A 13,958-nucleotide genomic window follows, 5' to 3' on the forward strand; every position below is an offset into this window, starting at 1 on the left:
GCAAACGGCCATGATCACACTGCCACCGACCGCACCGCCGCTGCGCCGCGATTTCGGCTGGAGCCGCAACCTGCCGGTGACGGTCGCGTTTAAATGGCTTGCCGCCGGCTGGGCGGATTTCCGCAATCGACCCGGCCTCAGCCTCGCCTACGGACTGGCGGTTTTTGTCGTCTCGATCGCAATCGTGGCCGGCCTGTTCCGGCTCGGCCTCGACTATGTGCTGTTTCCGGCGCTCGCCGGCTTCATGCTCACCGGACCGGTGATCGCGCTCGGGCTTTACGAAAAGAGCCGACGGCTGCAGCGCGGCGAACCGGTCGGGCTGGCGGCGATGCTGTTCGTCAGGCCGCGTTCGGGCGGGCAGGTGATTTTTACCGGCGTGCTCCTGATGCTGTTGATGCTGCTATGGATGCGCGCGGCCGTCATCCTTTACGCGCTGTTTTTCGGGCTGTTGCCGTTTTCGGGCTTCGCCGACATCCTGCCGGTGCTCGTGTTCACGCCCGCCGGCTGGGCGCTGCTGTTCGTGGGGACACTGGTCGGCGGGCTGTTCGCCGCGTTTTCGTTCGCGATCAGCGTGTTCTCACTGCCGATGCTGCTCGACGAAAGCACGGATTCATTCACCGCGATGGGGACCAGCATGGCGCTTGTGTGGAACAACCTCGCCGTGATGGTGGTGTGGGGCGGCATCGTCATGATGCTGGTGACGCTCAGCCTGGCGAGCGGCCTTGTGGGCCTGATCGTCGTTTTCCCGGTGCTCGGCCACGCGACCTGGCACGCCTTCCGCACGATGCGCCAGGATCCGGCGGCCGACATCGCCATCGAACGCCTCGACGGCGCGGACTCCTAGAGCCGCCTTGCTTTTCACGGGTTCGCAGACCGGCTCCAACTTCTTGCTTTAACGCGCTTGCGAACGGCGACCCGGCTTCCACTTCGCCTGGAAACGCTCTAATCGCCCTCGCCGGGCTTGGCACTGAAATCGGCCAGCTTGCCGGGTACGCCGTTGAGCGCATCGGCATCGGGCATCGGCGCCTTGCTGCGGGTGATGTTGGGCCATTGGTCGGCATAGTCGTGGTTCAGCCGCAGCCATTGCGGCTCGGCCGCCGGGTCGCTGTCGGGAAAGATCGCCTCGGCCGGACATTCGGGCACGCAGACGCCGCAATCGATGCATTCGTCGGGATGGATGACGAGCATGTTCTCGCCTTCGTAGAAGCAGTCGACCGGGCAGACCTCCACGCAGTCGGTGAATTTGCACTTGATGCAATTGTCGGTCACCACATGCGTCATGCCAAAACTCCGTCCGAATTTTTCCGATAAAAGATATATACAAAATATATCTTTTATCTCAAGCGCTCTGGACGAAAGTTGCGTTCCGTTTGGATCGTGCGGTCGGATGGCGGATGAGACGACGCGGCGACGGCCCGGTGCACAGCCGGCGACCCCTGCGGCGCGGCGCGATCAGCCGCCCGGCCCGGCCGCGGCGAAATCCGGCCCCCGGGTCTCGTCGGCCGGCGGCGGCACGCTGAAGTCGCGCTCCTCAAGCATAATGTCGGCGAGCGTGTAGCGATCGAGCGTCTTGACGAAGGAGGTCAGCGCCTCGTTCAGGACATTGGGCAGGCGGCAGCACCCCGTGATGACGCACTGATTGCCGGTGGCAAAACACTCCACCAGGGCGAAATCGGGCTCGGTCGCCCGCACAACCGCACCCAGATTGATGTCGGCCGGCGGCAACGCCAGCGTGAACCCGCCGGACCGCCCGCGCACCCCCCTCAGATAACCGGTCTTGGTGAGAATATTGACCACCTTCATCAAATGCGCCCGCGAGATGTTGTAGACGCGCGACGTCTCCTCGATGGTGATCAACCGGCCCTCGGCCGCGCCCGCATACATCAGCACGCGAAGCGCATAATCGGAAAATGTCGTCAACCGCATGGTTTTCTACCTGGCTCCGGCGCAGCGCCGCCGCGCGCTCCGCGCGCGCCGCCACGAGATGGCAATGTCCGGGCCTGTTGTCGCCCCATCGAGAAATCCTTGCAAGCCGACACAGGCGGCACGGCGAACGATAGCGAACAACATCGGATCTTCCCAACACCGGATTTATGATAGATCGTAAATGAATCTTATAGCGAAGTCCAACACGATGCCCTCGCCGGCCTGGCGCAGGCGCTTGCCGGAACCGGTTCAGCCCAGGCGCTTGGCGCGGAACTTGACCGGACTCTGTCCCGTTCGCTCGCTAAAGAACCGGCTGAATGCGGAGGGTTCGGTGAAGCCGAGCGCATAAGCGATCTCCGACACCGTCATGTCCGAGTAAAGCAGCAATCGCTGCGCCTCCAGAACCAGACGCTGCTGCACCAGCTTGGAGGGGCTGACGCCCGAAACGGCCTTGCAGGCCCGGTACAGGCTCTGCTCGGTCACGACCAGCCTGGCGGCATAGTCGGCAATGGTCTGACGGCTGGCATAGCTCGCCTCCACCAGATCGCGAAAACGCAAATAGAGGCCGACATGGCCGGCCTTCTCCTCCGGCAGGTGCGCATGCGACAACTGGTCGGACAGGATCGAGATGATGGCGACCAGATTGGCGGCCAGAAGCGCGTTGCGTGTCCGTGACCTCGCGACGTTCTGATGGGCTTCGGCATTGTCGAAAGACGAACGCAGCGCCGGCCATTCGACGCCTTGCGGGTCGAAGGCGACAATGTCGGGATGAACAAAGCAGGCTTCGGCCGCTGCCTCCACGACCTGCCTCACATTGAACTGAAAATAGTCGGCATCGACGGTCATCAGATCGATGTCGGCATTTGCCGACAGTTCGAAATTATGCATGACGCCGTTGGGCAGCAGCACCGCCATGTGTGGCCGCAACGTCCGGCTTTCGATGTCGAAATTCACCCGACCGGTTCCCGAATGCACGATGGCGATCTGGAACAGGTCGGAATGGCGGTGCGGGAAAAGCTCCCAGTTGTATTTTCTAATACGCGTGGAAATCCGCTCGACCTGCAGATATTGCAGTCGATCCAAAACCTCACGGCTCGGTCGAAGCGGATTAATGCGCGCACCCCCTTTGCTGCGCCGGCGGCGGCCTACGCGAACGCCGACGCCCGACTCAGGCCGGAAGACCGCCCTGTGCGGGCGGTTCGAGGCACGAGACGCAAAACCCGGTCACGCCGCTTCCTTCTGCCAGTCGACAGCCGCCTCGAACGCGGCCGCGGCGCGATAGATCGTCGGCTCGTTCCAGTGAGCGGCGATCAGCATCATCCCGATCGGACGCCCCTCCGACAGCCCGCACGGCACGCTCATGGCCGGATGGCCCGACACGTTGAAGGCAGATGTGTTGCGGATCATCTCCCACGACCTGTCGGTGACCTCCACCGGGTCGGACAGCGTTTCCGGCAGCGGGGTCGCGGTCACCGGAAGGGTCGGCATGACGAGCAGGTCGCAGCTTTGCAGGGCCTCGTCATAGGCCGCTTTCAGGCGCCGGCGCACGCGCTGGGCCTTGGCGTAATAGTGGCCCAGATAACGTTCGGTCGAATAGGCGCCGAAAAGCGCCATGATCTTGAGCGGATCGGACATGTCGTCGCCCGCGCGCCGCCATTGCGACCCGAAGCGGGGCAGATCGGTCGCCACGGGGGCCTGCAAGCCGACCCCCATGCCGTTGGTTTCCATCATCATCCAGTAGCCCCCGTCATGCGCGAGCGCTGCCCAGATGCCGAAGGCATGCGTGTGCATGGGAATGCTGATCTGCGAGACTTCCGCTCCCAGCGCGGCCAGCGTCTGGGCGGCCGCGCGCACGGACGCATCGACATCGGCCTGCGAATTCGGGTGCCCGAACCCCTCTTGCACGACGCCGATGCGCAGGCCGGAAAGGTCCTTGCCGATCTCGCGCGCATAGTCCTGGACCTTGACCGCGCGCTGGCGCGCGTCCAGGCCATCGTCACCGGCGATCGCCTGCAGCAACAAGGCGTTGTCGCGGACATTGCCGGTGATCGGGCCGGCGTGGTCGATGGTCTGTTCCAGCGACATCATGCCCGTATAGGGCACCAGGCCGAAGGTCGGTTTCATGCCGTAGGTGCCGCAATAGGCAGAAGGGATACGGATCGAACCAGCCTGATCGCCGCCGATCGCCATGTCGACCTCGCCGGCCGCCACCAGCGCCGCGCTGCCGGATGACGAGCCGCCGGCCGAATGGCCGGGACAGCGCGGGTTGATGACGGGGCCGGTCGAGCTGGTATGGCTGCCGCCGGAGACGCAATAGTTCTCGCATACCGCCTTGCCGGCGATCACGCCGCCGGCGTCGAGAATGCGGGTCACGACGGTGGCGTCCATATCCGGCACGAAGCCCTCGAACAGGCTCGAACCGTGCATCATCGGCACGCCGGCGACATAGATGCTGTCCTTGATGGCAACGCGCCGACCGGCCAGCGGGCCTTCGGCGGCGCCGGCGATGTCGGTCTTGACGTACCAGGCGCCGAACGGATTGTCCTCGGCGGCGGGCCGCTCGCCGCCGCGCCGGGGATAGGCGACAGCGGGCAGGAGGTCCGGCAACAGGTCGAGATCGGCATATCCGGCCGACAGCGCCTCGACGATCGTGCTCACCTTGTCGAGATATCCGGCCTTGGGCGACAGGCCGAGCCGTTCGGCCGCGTCCTCAAGTGCGGAAATGTCGGGATTTTCAAACATCGATGCCACCATCACTTGTCAGGAATTGGTTTGCGAAACGGGCGCGAAAATATCGGTTTCGGCCAGTTCGGCCACCGGCACCTCGCGCACGATCCGTCCCTTCTGCATCTGCAGAATCCGGTCGGACACGGTCGCCAGGAAATCGACGTCCTGTTCGACCACGACCACGGCCAGGCTGCGCTCGCGCGCCAGCTTGATGAGCTGGCGTTCGATGTCCTCGACGATCGCGGGCGCCACGCCTTCGGTCGGCTCGTCGAGCAAAAGCACCCTGGGATCGCCGGCGAGCGCGCGGGCGAGCGCCAGGATCTGCTGCTCGCCGCCGCTCAGCGCACCGCCCTTTCGGTCCAAAAGCCGCTCCAGGACTGGGAAATCCGCTACCGCCCGGTCGATCACCGCCCGGCGGGCGCGGCCGAAGGAGGCCGCACCGAAGGCGATGTTTTCGCGCACCGTCAACCCGGCGAAGATCTCGCGCCCCTGGGGGACGTAACCAATGCCGAGCCGGGCCCGCTCGTGGGCCGGCTTGGCGCGGAGCTCTACACCGTCGAACAGTATCGATCCGCCGCTCAACGGCAGGACGCCGATCAGGGTTTTCAAAAGCGTGGTCTTGCCCATTCCGTTCGGGCCAAGCAGTCCGACGATCTCAGCCTGGCGGGCCGAAAACGTAACGCCGTCCAGAACCGGGACCCTTCCGTAACCGGCGCGCAGTTCAGAGACGGCGAACAGCGATTGCTCAATCATGATCCTTGCCGAATTTCTGGCCGAGATAGGCGTTGCGCACCTCGGCGTTGCTCGTCACCGCTTCCATCGTGTCCTCGACAAGGATGCGGCCGCGGTGAAACACGGTGACCCGTTCGGCGATGTTGCGAACGAAATGCATGTCGTGCTCGACGATGATGAAGGCGCGGTCCTTGCGCATGCGCTGCAGCAGCATCGCGGTGCGCTCGACCTCGGCCTGGGTCATGCCCGCCGCCGGCTCGTCCAGCAGGACCAGTTTCGGCTCCGACACGAGCACCATGCCGAGTTCGACCCATTGGCGCTGGCCGTGCGACAGCTCCCGCACGGGCACGCCGGCGCGATCGGCAAGCTCGATATCGTCCAGCATCGCCTCGGCGGCCAGGCGCGCCGCCTTGCCGGCATGGGTCCGCCGCGCGGCGAGATGAAGATTTTCGCGTACGCTGAGGCCCTCGAACAGGTTAGGAACCTGGGTCTTGATGCCGACGCCGAGGCGCGAAATCTCGAAGGGCTGACTGGTCGTCGTTTGCCTGCCGAGGATGGAAATGTGGCCTTTGGACGGCCGCAACTGGCCGGTCAGCAGTTTGAAGAACGTGCTCTTTCCGGCGCCGTTGGAGCCGATCAGACAGCGCAATTCACCCGGTTCGAGCCTGAAATTGACACCGGCGACAGCCGCAACGCCGCCGAATGTCCGCCACAGATCGCTGGTTTCGACAATCATGTGTCAGCCCTTTCCTTCACGATCCGCAGCCGTTCCAGAACCCTGCGCAAGGCCGGGACCATGCCGTTGGGAACCAGCAGCACCGATATGATGAACAACAGGCCGAGCGCGATATTGGGATCGAGCAGCCGCACCTCGCCGAGCCAGGTCGTGAACCAGGACACCGACAACGCCCCCACCACCGGTCCGATCAAGGTGCCGAGACCGCCGAACAGGACCCAGATGATGGCCTGGGCGGCGAAGGAGACGGAGAAGGTGTCCGGGCCGATGAAGGCGCCCCAGGCGGCGAAAAACGCGCCGGCCAGGCCCGACATCGCCGCGCCGATCGCAAACACGACCAGCCGGTGGTAGCGGGGATCGTAGCCGAGCAGCTCCGCGCGCAGGTCGTTTTCGCGCACGGCGACGATGACGCGCCCGAACGGGGCGCGCACGAATAGGCGCACGCCGAGATAGAACACCAGCGCCGTCAGCGCGCACAGCATGTACATGGCTTCAAAGCCGAGCGGCTGGGCCGCCCAAGGCGCCTGGATCGGCGGCACCGAGGGAATGCCGTTATAACCGCCGAGCCGGGCGGCGCCGATCGTATAGAAAGCGTCGGAGGTGCTGTTGACGAAATTGTAGAGGATCAACGAAATGGTCAGCGACACGACGCCGAAATAGACGTCGCTGATCCGGCCGTAGAACGCGACATACCCCACGATCAGCGCGAACAGGCACGGCACGGCGACCGCGGCCAGCAGGCCCCAGCCGCTGCCCAGATTTATCGCCGTGATCGCATAGGCGTAGCCGCCCAGGCCGAAAAACAGCGCCTGACCGAGGCTGAGAATCCCGCCGATGCCCCAGACGAAATTGAGGCTGATGGCCAGCATCGCCATGATCGCGAAGACGGTGAAATTGAACAGGTCGTAGGTTTCCAGAAACAACGGAGCCGCGAAGACGATCGCGCCGCCGATCACGAGCGCGGCGATGAAGGTCGGGCTGGTCAGTTCGGTTTTCACAGGCCACCTCTGAAGAATCTGCCGGTGATGCCGGCCGGAAGCAGGCGCAGGAGCAGAATGGCGGCGGCCAGAAGGGCGATCTCGCCCAGAACGGGCGTCGAGATAGCGGTGACCGCCGCGTTGATGAAACCGAGCAGCAGCGAGGCCGTGGAGGTGCCGATCAGCGGCAGCGGCCCGCCGGCGATCACGGTGATGAAGGCCTTGCCGATATAGGTCAGCCCGGAGACCGGCGTGACGCCGGCGATCGGCGCGAAAGCCGCGCCGGCCAGGCCGGAGATGGCCGCACCCAGGCCGAACGTCGCCGAATAGACATAACCGACATTGACCCCCAGCGTCGCGGCGGTGCTGGCGCTCTGCATGGTGCCGCGCGCCTTCAGGCCGAAGGACGACCAGCGCAGGATCGCGTAGAGGAAGGCGAGGACGGCAAATGCCAGCCCTATGATGAAGAAGGTGTAGCCGCCGACGCGGTAGTCGCCGATCTCCAAGCTGCCCAGCGGCGCGCTCACGCCAAGCTGCTGATAGCCCAGCGTCACCGAGGTCACGCCGATCAGCAGCAGACTTACGCCCCAAGTCGCCAGGATCGTCTCGACCGTTCGCCCGTAGAGATGGCGCACGATCAGCCGCTCCATCACCATGCCGATCACCATGACGACAAGCGGCGCGACGACGAACATGCTGATCCAGATGTTGATGCCCGCATTCACCGACAGCACGAACGCGAAGCCGCCGAGCATCAGGAATTCGCCGTGTGCCAGATTGATGACGCCCATCATTCCGAAAATGATCGACAAGCCGGCCGCCAGCAAAAACAGGCTGGCGACCGCATAGACGATGTTGATGCCGGATAGTGCAATGATTTCCATGAGAAAAATTCCCAGATGAGGCGTCCGGCCGGCACGCCGACCGCCATGCCGGCGAGAGCGGCAGGGCAAAGCCCTTCCGCGCCCCGCGGCTCATCGTTCGTCGAACCGGAATCGGTGCGCGTATCCAGGTCCGTATCGCACCACCGGCGCCGCCGGTAAACGGACCCGATGCCGCGGCCCGACCGCCCGAATGACCGGTTCGGCCCTACCCTGCGGTCAGGTTGCAGCTGTCGTCGTTTTCGACCGGTCGCTGCGCGGCCCAGTGTTCCTGGATGGCGAAGCGACCCTCCCGAACCTCGGCGAGGTAGACGTCGAGAATGCAATGATGGGTCGCGGGATCGACCGTGACGCCGCCGCTCGGACCGTCGATCGACAGGCCCGTCTCCAACGCTTCGACAACCCTCTCGCGCGCAGTGTCTCCCGCCTTCTCGACGCCGGCAGCCCACAGCATCATGCCCTGATAATCGGTGGGGCCGAGCGTGCCGATGACCGCCTCGTCGGGGAAGCGTTCCTTGTATCTGGCGCGGAACGCGGCGTTGGCCGGCGTGTCGATCTCGTCCAGATAGTTCTTGGCGACGGTGATGCCCTCGACGACGTTGGCCGGAAGGCGTCGCACCTCTCCGGAATCGCCGAAAGCGTGACCGGCAAGCCCGATCTTTCCCGACAGGCCGGCAGCGGCCCACTGTCCGTAAAACGCTTCCTGAGGCGGGCTGATGAAGATGTTGAAGACGCTGTCCGCCTTGGCCTGCTGGATGCGACCGATGGTGGCGGAGAAATCGTTGGCATCGAGCGGGAAGAACTCCTCGCCGACGATCTCGCCACCATGCTGCGCGGCGATGCTGGCGGCCGAGGCCGCGGAATCATGGCCGAAATTATAGTCGGCCGCGACGGTGTAAATCCTGGGGCCGAACTTCTCGATCATGTAGGGAATGAGCTTGGCCAGGAGCTGCGGCGGCGTCGGGCCCGTGACGAAGGTGTTGCGGTCGCACAGACCGCCTTCGTAGATCATGTTGTAGAAATAAAGCGTCTGCGCCCGGCTGAGAATCGGACGAACGATCTCGCGCGCGGCGCTGGTGATGCCGCCATGCACCACCGCGACGCGGTCGCGCAGGGCCGATTGCTGGGCATATTGCGCGTAAAGCTGGTTGTCGGACTGGGTGTCGTAGATCTTCAACTCCACCTCGCGCCCGAGCACGCCGCCAGCCGCGTTCAGCGTTTCGGCGGCGAGCTGGATGCAGTTGACCTTGGGACGGCCCAGCACCTCCAACGGACCGGACAGATCGAGCAGAACGCCGACGCGGATCGGATCGGAGCCGAGCGCGGCGGTTCTCATCAGGAAAGGCGCCGACAGAAGCGTCGTCGCACCGATTGCATTTTTCAGGATAGTTCTGCGGTTTACGACCATTGCGATCATCTCCTTCCCGTAAACGGCGGGAAAAGAGACGAAGCCGCCACGCCGGGCCATGGCGAAATTCGACAATTGCATGACAATTTCTGACATTGGCAGCGGTTTGGCTCCGCAACAGGCAGCCAATGCGTGGAACGCAGGCGATCGCCGGCTCCCTTGCCGGGCCGTTAGGGTTCCGGCGAATGCGCGGGGTCGTTGACTTCGGCGCGCCGGCATTGCCGAATCCTGGCCGCCGCAACGTCCATCCAATCGCGTAACAGCCCCTGATCCTCCTTGGAAAACCGTGCGCGCCGTTTCAGGTCGTCGAAGGAATCATGCGGGTGCGCGCGTTCGTAGTCGTCGCGGACCAGGCTCTCGTACCGGGCGCGCAGCACCGGATCATCCGGCCCCAGCGCCTGCTTGATCCCGTTCGCCGACATGAAAAGCCGGCCGTCAACCGCTTCCGTCATCGCCTCTTCCGGCTCAATCCCTTGTCCGATAGAGGTCCGCCGCCGCGATCAGCGGCGCGAGATCGCCCCACTGGCCGACATTGGCCAAGACATGAAGCCGCTCGCAGCGGCCGGGCGGACATTCGCAGCGCCGCGGCCGGCGCCCGGCACGCGGGCCGCACGCGGCAAAACCGGCCATGATCGCCCCGCCACACCGCGTCAGCGCGGACTTGACGCGATGCCGCCTGCCCTTCGCGCCGCTCATCTGCCGCAGCGCCCGACCGGGCCGGTGCGCGCGCCCGCTTCCACCGAAAGGCAGGCGAGGTGAGCGCATAGGGTCGCGGCCGCGGCCGCCGGCAGAAGCCGCGCCATCAGCGTTTCGAAATAGGGTTTCACGATGCGACCGGTGACGCCGGCATCGGCGCTAAGCAGCTCGACGACGTTTTCGGCCAAGGGCGTGAGGTCCGCCCGGCCAGCGCGCGGATCCAGGATCAGCCGCAGAGCGTCCTCGACATGGTCCCAGCGTCCGCCGGAAATATGGGTCATCACGTTGCAGATATGCCCGTGAGCGCGGAAAGCACTGGTGGCGATGCCCGCCATGGTGGCCGGGTCGAGCCTACCGGCCTCGGACGCCGCCTTACCGCTCGGCAGGGCCAGCCTGCCCTCCGTCACGACCTGCCGGGCGCGCGGCCGGCCCGGGTCGACGGGCGCGATCTCGGCAAAAACCATCGTCATCGACCTCTCCTCGCGCTGGTTTTGCGGCAAGCCGGACAAGGCGCGGCATCGCCGTTGGGCGGATCGTGTCTAATCGATAAAAGATACATTGACAATATATCTTTTTAGATCAACACTCGTTGCGTGGCCGGCATGGCCGCCTCGCCCCAACCCGTTCAAGCCAAGGAGAACGCCAATGAGCGATACAGCCCAGAGCGCGGATGTCGTCGACGTACGCAGCCTCGTGCCCGCCGACCGGCATGCCAAAATCTTCCAGCTCGTCGACGCGCTGAAGCCGGGAACGTCGTTCGTGCTCGTCAACGATCACGATCCAAAGCCGCTCTATTACCAGCTCGAGGCCGAGTATCCCGGCCAGTTCTCGTGGGACTATGTCGAACAGGGCCCGCAGGTCTGGCGCGTGGAGATCGGCAAACACACCGAGGCCGCCTGACCGGCCTCGCCGCGGCGCCGGCACGGCCGGCGTCACGGCCCAGGGAAACGACCATGCTCGGTGTCACGCTGTCACGCTGGACGATGTCCTATTTCGCCGCCGCGCTCGCTGCGCTGCTGGTGGGCCAGGGGCTGATGACAGCCGGATACGGCTTCCCCTCCGCGCCGCTACGCGCCCCCGAAACGCTGGTCGTGGTGCATGTGGTCGCGATCGGCTGGCTCAGCCTTTTGCTGTGCGGCGCGCTGTTCCAGTTCGTTCCGGTGCTGATTGCGCGCCCGCTGCACAGCAACACCCTGCCATTGCCGGCGCTGGTGCTGCTTCTGGCGGGCCTCGGCGCGCTGCTTGCCGGCTTTCTACAACTCGCCGGAACGCTCGATCCCGCGCCGCCGCTCCTGCCCGTGGCCGCGTCGTTGCTGGCGGGCGGGTTCGCGCTCGCGCTCTACGATCTCGCTCGCACGCTGTGGCCGGCACGGCCTCTGCCGCTGCCGGCGCGGTTCGTTGCGGTCGCGCTTTTCTTCCTCGCCACCACCGTCACGCTCGGCGCGCTGTTCAGCTTCGCCCTGACGACGGGCCTGGGCTCGCAGCCGCTGCTTGCGATCGCCGGTGCGGGACTGCCGCTGCATGTCGTGGCCGGGCTCGCCGGCTGGCTGACCCTGGCCGCGATCGGTGTCAGCTATCGTCTTCTGGCAATGTTCATGCTGGCGCCCGAACTCGAGGGGACCCGCTCCCGGGCGGTATTCTGGACCGGCACCGCCGGCTTGGCGCTCGCCGTACTGGGCGGGCTTGCCGCGCTTGCTTTCGACGCCGCGCTCGCGCCGGCGCTTGTCGGCGGCGGGATCCTCGGTCTCGTCGCGCTGGTGCTCTACGGCGCCGACATCGTCCATCTCTACCGCGCCCGCAAGCGCCGCATCATCGAGCTGAACAGCCAGATGGCCGTCTTCGCCTTCGCCGCGCTCGCTGTCGCGGCCGCGCTGGCGGTGACGCTGATCGTCCTCGGCCGGTTGAGCGAGCAGGTCGGCGCGCTGGTTTTCCTTGTCGCCTTCGGATGGCTCACCGGGCTCGGCCTCGCCAAGCTCTACAAGATCGTCGCCTTCCTGACCTGGCTCGAATGTTACGGTCCGGCCCTCGGCAGGGCGGCGACCCCGCGCGTGCAGGATCTGGTCGTGGAAGCGCGCGCGCGCACCTGGTTCCTGCTTTATTATCTGGCGGTCGCAAGCGCGACGGTGGCGCTGCTGGCGGCCCACGTGCTCGCTTTCCGGCTGGCGGCCGGCGCCATGACCCTGGCAACACTGGCCATCGCCGCAGAACTGATACGCGCGCGCCGGCTGGCCGACGTATCCGCCGAAATCCGGCTGCCCGCCGGTGCCCAGCGCCCACATCTGCTCATGTCCATACCCCACCCAAGCCGATGAGAAGGGAGACATTGCGATGACACAGGACTATCTCGACCTTGACGTTCGCCCGATCCTTCGCGACGGCGGCGAGCCGTTCGAAAAGATCATGGAGGCCGTCGCCGCGCTGGCGCCCGACCAGGGTCTGCGCCTTTACGCCACCTTCAAGCCGGTTCCTCTGTTCCAGGTGCTGGGCCGGCAAGGTTTCGGTTACGCGGCACGGGAAATCGGCGGCGGCGACTGGGAGGTGCTTTTCAGCCGGACGGACATTCCGGCGGAGGCGGCACCCGCAGCCAACCCGGCGCCCGCCATCCCGTCCGCCGCTGGCGCCTCCGACTGGCCTGCTCCCGTCCAGGAAATGGACAATCGCGAACTGGAACCGCCCGAGCCGATGGTGCGCATCCTCGCCGCCATCGAAAAAATGCGTCCCGGCGAGGTCCTGTCGGCGCTGCTTTGCCGCGAGCCGATGTTCCTGCTGCCCGAACTCGAAAAACGCGGCCATGCCTGGCGCGGCGGCTTCGAGCCCGACGGCGAAACCTACAAGATCACCGTGCGTGTCGGACAAGCGGGCGGCGATGCCTGACACGCACGCCACAAGGAGGCAGCGACGATGTTCATCCAGACGGAAGCCACATCCGATCCCGCACGCCTGACCTTTCTGCCAGGTCGCGCGGTTCTGCCGCACGGGACCTTGACGATCAACGACCGCGCCGCGGCCGCGCGCTCGCCGCTGGCCGCCCGGCTGTTCGACGTGCGCGGCGTCGCCGCGCTTGCGCTCGGGCCCGACTACATCACCATCACCAAGGAAAGCGGCGACTGGCAGCACCTCAAGCCCGCCCTGCTGGGCGCCATGATGGAGCATTTTTTGTCGGGCGCGCCGGTGCTGTCGGAACCGGCGCACGCCGCCGCCGCGCCCGTCTCCGAGGCGACCGGGAAACTGGTCGAAGAAATCACCCAGGCGCTGCGGCATGTGATCGACCCGGAACTCGGCTACAATATCGTCGATCTCGGCCTGATCTACCATGTCGATGTCGACACTGACGGGCTCGCCACGGTCACGATGACCACGACCTCGCCCGGCTGTCCGGCGACCGGCTATCTGAGCGACGGGGCACGCGAGCGCGCCGCGTCGGTTGCAGGTATTTCGCGCGCCGAGGTCAAGCTCACCTACGAGCCGCGCTGGTCCACGGAACTGATGAGCGACGGCGCCAAGGCCCATTTCGGGATCAGCACCGGCGGGCGGCGATGATCTCCAAACCCGACCCGAACGCGCAGCTTTGCGACATCCTGCTGGCCAGCCTGGCACGCCTGGCCGAGACCGGCGAGACGGAGGCGGCCTGCCGGCTGGCGGGACGCGCCTATGCGGCCCTGCGGCTGGACACCCCCGACGCGGCCCGGCGCTTCGACGTGTTCCTGCACCGACTTACGCCCTCGCTCACCTGGACCGCGCCGCCGGACCGGCGCCAAGCCGCCCCGCCCGCACCGACATGAGCGGCACCGGCCATCGCCGACCGGACGCAACCGGGCGCCAGGCGCGACCCGCAGCCAGAAGCGCAAGACGCGCTCGCCTCACGCGCATCCTGC

Annotated in this window: 17 protein-coding genes; 6 read left to right on the forward strand and 11 right to left on the reverse strand. The window is 65.7% G+C overall.

What is annotated here, in order from left to right; all coding sequences use genetic code 11:
* Nucleotides 1-10 precede the first annotated feature (10 nt).
* Complete coding sequence (locus C7T96_RS11320) at nt 11-844, forward strand: DUF2189 domain-containing protein (RefSeq protein ID WP_106571326.1); 834 nt, start codon at nt 11-13, stop codon at nt 842-844.
* Between the two features lie 98 nt (nt 845-942).
* On the opposite strand, the gene fdxA is transcribed toward C7T96_RS11320, so the two are convergent.
* The 11 genes from fdxA to C7T96_RS11380 form a co-directional block, all read right to left on the reverse strand.
* Nucleotides 943-1,281, reverse strand: coding sequence for a ferredoxin FdxA (gene fdxA, locus C7T96_RS11325; protein WP_106571327.1), 339 nt, complete (start codon nt 1,279-1,281; stop codon nt 943-945).
* 171 nt (nt 1,282-1,452) lie between these two features.
* Complete coding sequence (locus tag C7T96_RS11330) at nt 1,453-1,926, reverse strand: Rrf2 family transcriptional regulator (RefSeq protein WP_106571328.1); 474 nt, start codon at nt 1,924-1,926, stop codon at nt 1,453-1,455.
* Nucleotides 1,927-2,175: 249 nt separating this feature from the next.
* A complete protein-coding gene (locus C7T96_RS11335; protein WP_106571329.1) occupies nt 2,176-3,009 on the reverse strand; it encodes an AraC family transcriptional regulator in 834 nt (277 codons plus the stop codon).
* Nucleotides 3,010-3,150: 141 nt separating this feature from the next.
* Nucleotides 3,151-4,668, reverse strand: coding sequence for an amidase (locus C7T96_RS11340; protein WP_106571434.1), 1,518 nt, complete (start codon nt 4,666-4,668; stop codon nt 3,151-3,153).
* Between the two features lie 18 nt (nt 4,669-4,686).
* Nucleotides 4,687-5,406, reverse strand: a complete 720-nt coding sequence (locus tag C7T96_RS11345; RefSeq protein ID WP_106571330.1) for an ATP-binding cassette domain-containing protein — start codon at nt 5,404-5,406, stop codon at nt 4,687-4,689.
* Complete coding sequence (locus tag C7T96_RS11350; RefSeq protein WP_106571331.1) at nt 5,399-6,121, reverse strand: ABC transporter ATP-binding protein; 723 nt, start codon at nt 6,119-6,121, stop codon at nt 5,399-5,401. Before C7T96_RS11350 ends, C7T96_RS11345 begins: the two co-directional genes overlap by 8 nt.
* A complete protein-coding gene (locus C7T96_RS11355) occupies nt 6,118-7,119 on the reverse strand; it encodes a branched-chain amino acid ABC transporter permease (RefSeq protein WP_106571332.1) in 1,002 nt (333 codons plus the stop codon). The genes C7T96_RS11350 and C7T96_RS11355 overlap by 4 nt, the downstream gene beginning before the upstream one ends.
* Nucleotides 7,116-7,982, reverse strand: a complete 867-nt coding sequence (locus tag C7T96_RS11360) for a branched-chain amino acid ABC transporter permease (protein ID WP_106571333.1) — start codon at nt 7,980-7,982, stop codon at nt 7,116-7,118. The genes C7T96_RS11355 and C7T96_RS11360 overlap by 4 nt, the downstream gene beginning before the upstream one ends.
* A 205-nt stretch (nt 7,983-8,187) precedes the next feature.
* Complete coding sequence (locus tag C7T96_RS11365; RefSeq protein WP_199190459.1) at nt 8,188-9,483, reverse strand: ABC transporter substrate-binding protein; 1,296 nt, start codon at nt 9,481-9,483, stop codon at nt 8,188-8,190.
* 74 nt (nt 9,484-9,557) lie between these two features.
* A complete protein-coding gene (locus C7T96_RS11370) occupies nt 9,558-9,839 on the reverse strand; it encodes a hypothetical protein (protein ID WP_238719681.1) in 282 nt (93 codons plus the stop codon).
* Nucleotides 9,840-10,079: 240 nt separating this feature from the next.
* Entirely contained in the window at nt 10,080-10,553 is a 474-nt protein-coding gene (locus tag C7T96_RS11380; protein ID WP_106571335.1) for a hypothetical protein, read from the reverse strand.
* Nucleotides 10,554-10,728: 175 nt separating this feature from the next.
* Between C7T96_RS11380 and C7T96_RS11385 the strand changes: the two genes are divergently transcribed.
* Genes C7T96_RS11385 through C7T96_RS11405 form a run of 5 tightly spaced genes read left to right on the forward strand, consistent with a single transcriptional unit; the run spans nt 10,729 to nt 13,865 of the window.
* A complete protein-coding gene (locus C7T96_RS11385; protein WP_106571336.1) occupies nt 10,729-10,983 on the forward strand; it encodes a DUF2249 domain-containing protein in 255 nt (84 codons plus the stop codon).
* 53 nt (nt 10,984-11,036) lie between these two features.
* A complete protein-coding gene (locus C7T96_RS11390) occupies nt 11,037-12,395 on the forward strand; it encodes a hypothetical protein (protein WP_106571337.1) in 1,359 nt (452 codons plus the stop codon).
* 16 nt (nt 12,396-12,411) lie between these two features.
* Nucleotides 12,412-12,957 (forward strand): DUF2249 domain-containing protein, encoded by a 546-nt coding sequence (locus C7T96_RS11395; protein WP_106571338.1) that lies wholly within the window; start codon nt 12,412-12,414, stop codon nt 12,955-12,957.
* 27 nt (nt 12,958-12,984) lie between these two features.
* A complete protein-coding gene (locus tag C7T96_RS11400; RefSeq protein ID WP_106571339.1) occupies nt 12,985-13,623 on the forward strand; it encodes a NifU N-terminal domain-containing protein in 639 nt (212 codons plus the stop codon).
* Complete coding sequence (locus C7T96_RS11405; RefSeq protein ID WP_106571340.1) at nt 13,620-13,865, forward strand: hypothetical protein; 246 nt, start codon at nt 13,620-13,622, stop codon at nt 13,863-13,865. Before C7T96_RS11400 ends, C7T96_RS11405 begins: the two co-directional genes overlap by 4 nt.
* Nucleotides 13,866-13,958 lie beyond the last annotated feature (93 nt).

The organism is Nitratireductor sp. StC3 (assembly GCF_003015025.1).
Taxonomy (GTDB): Bacteria; Pseudomonadota; Alphaproteobacteria; order Rhizobiales; family Rhizobiaceae; genus Mangrovimarina; species Mangrovimarina alexandrii.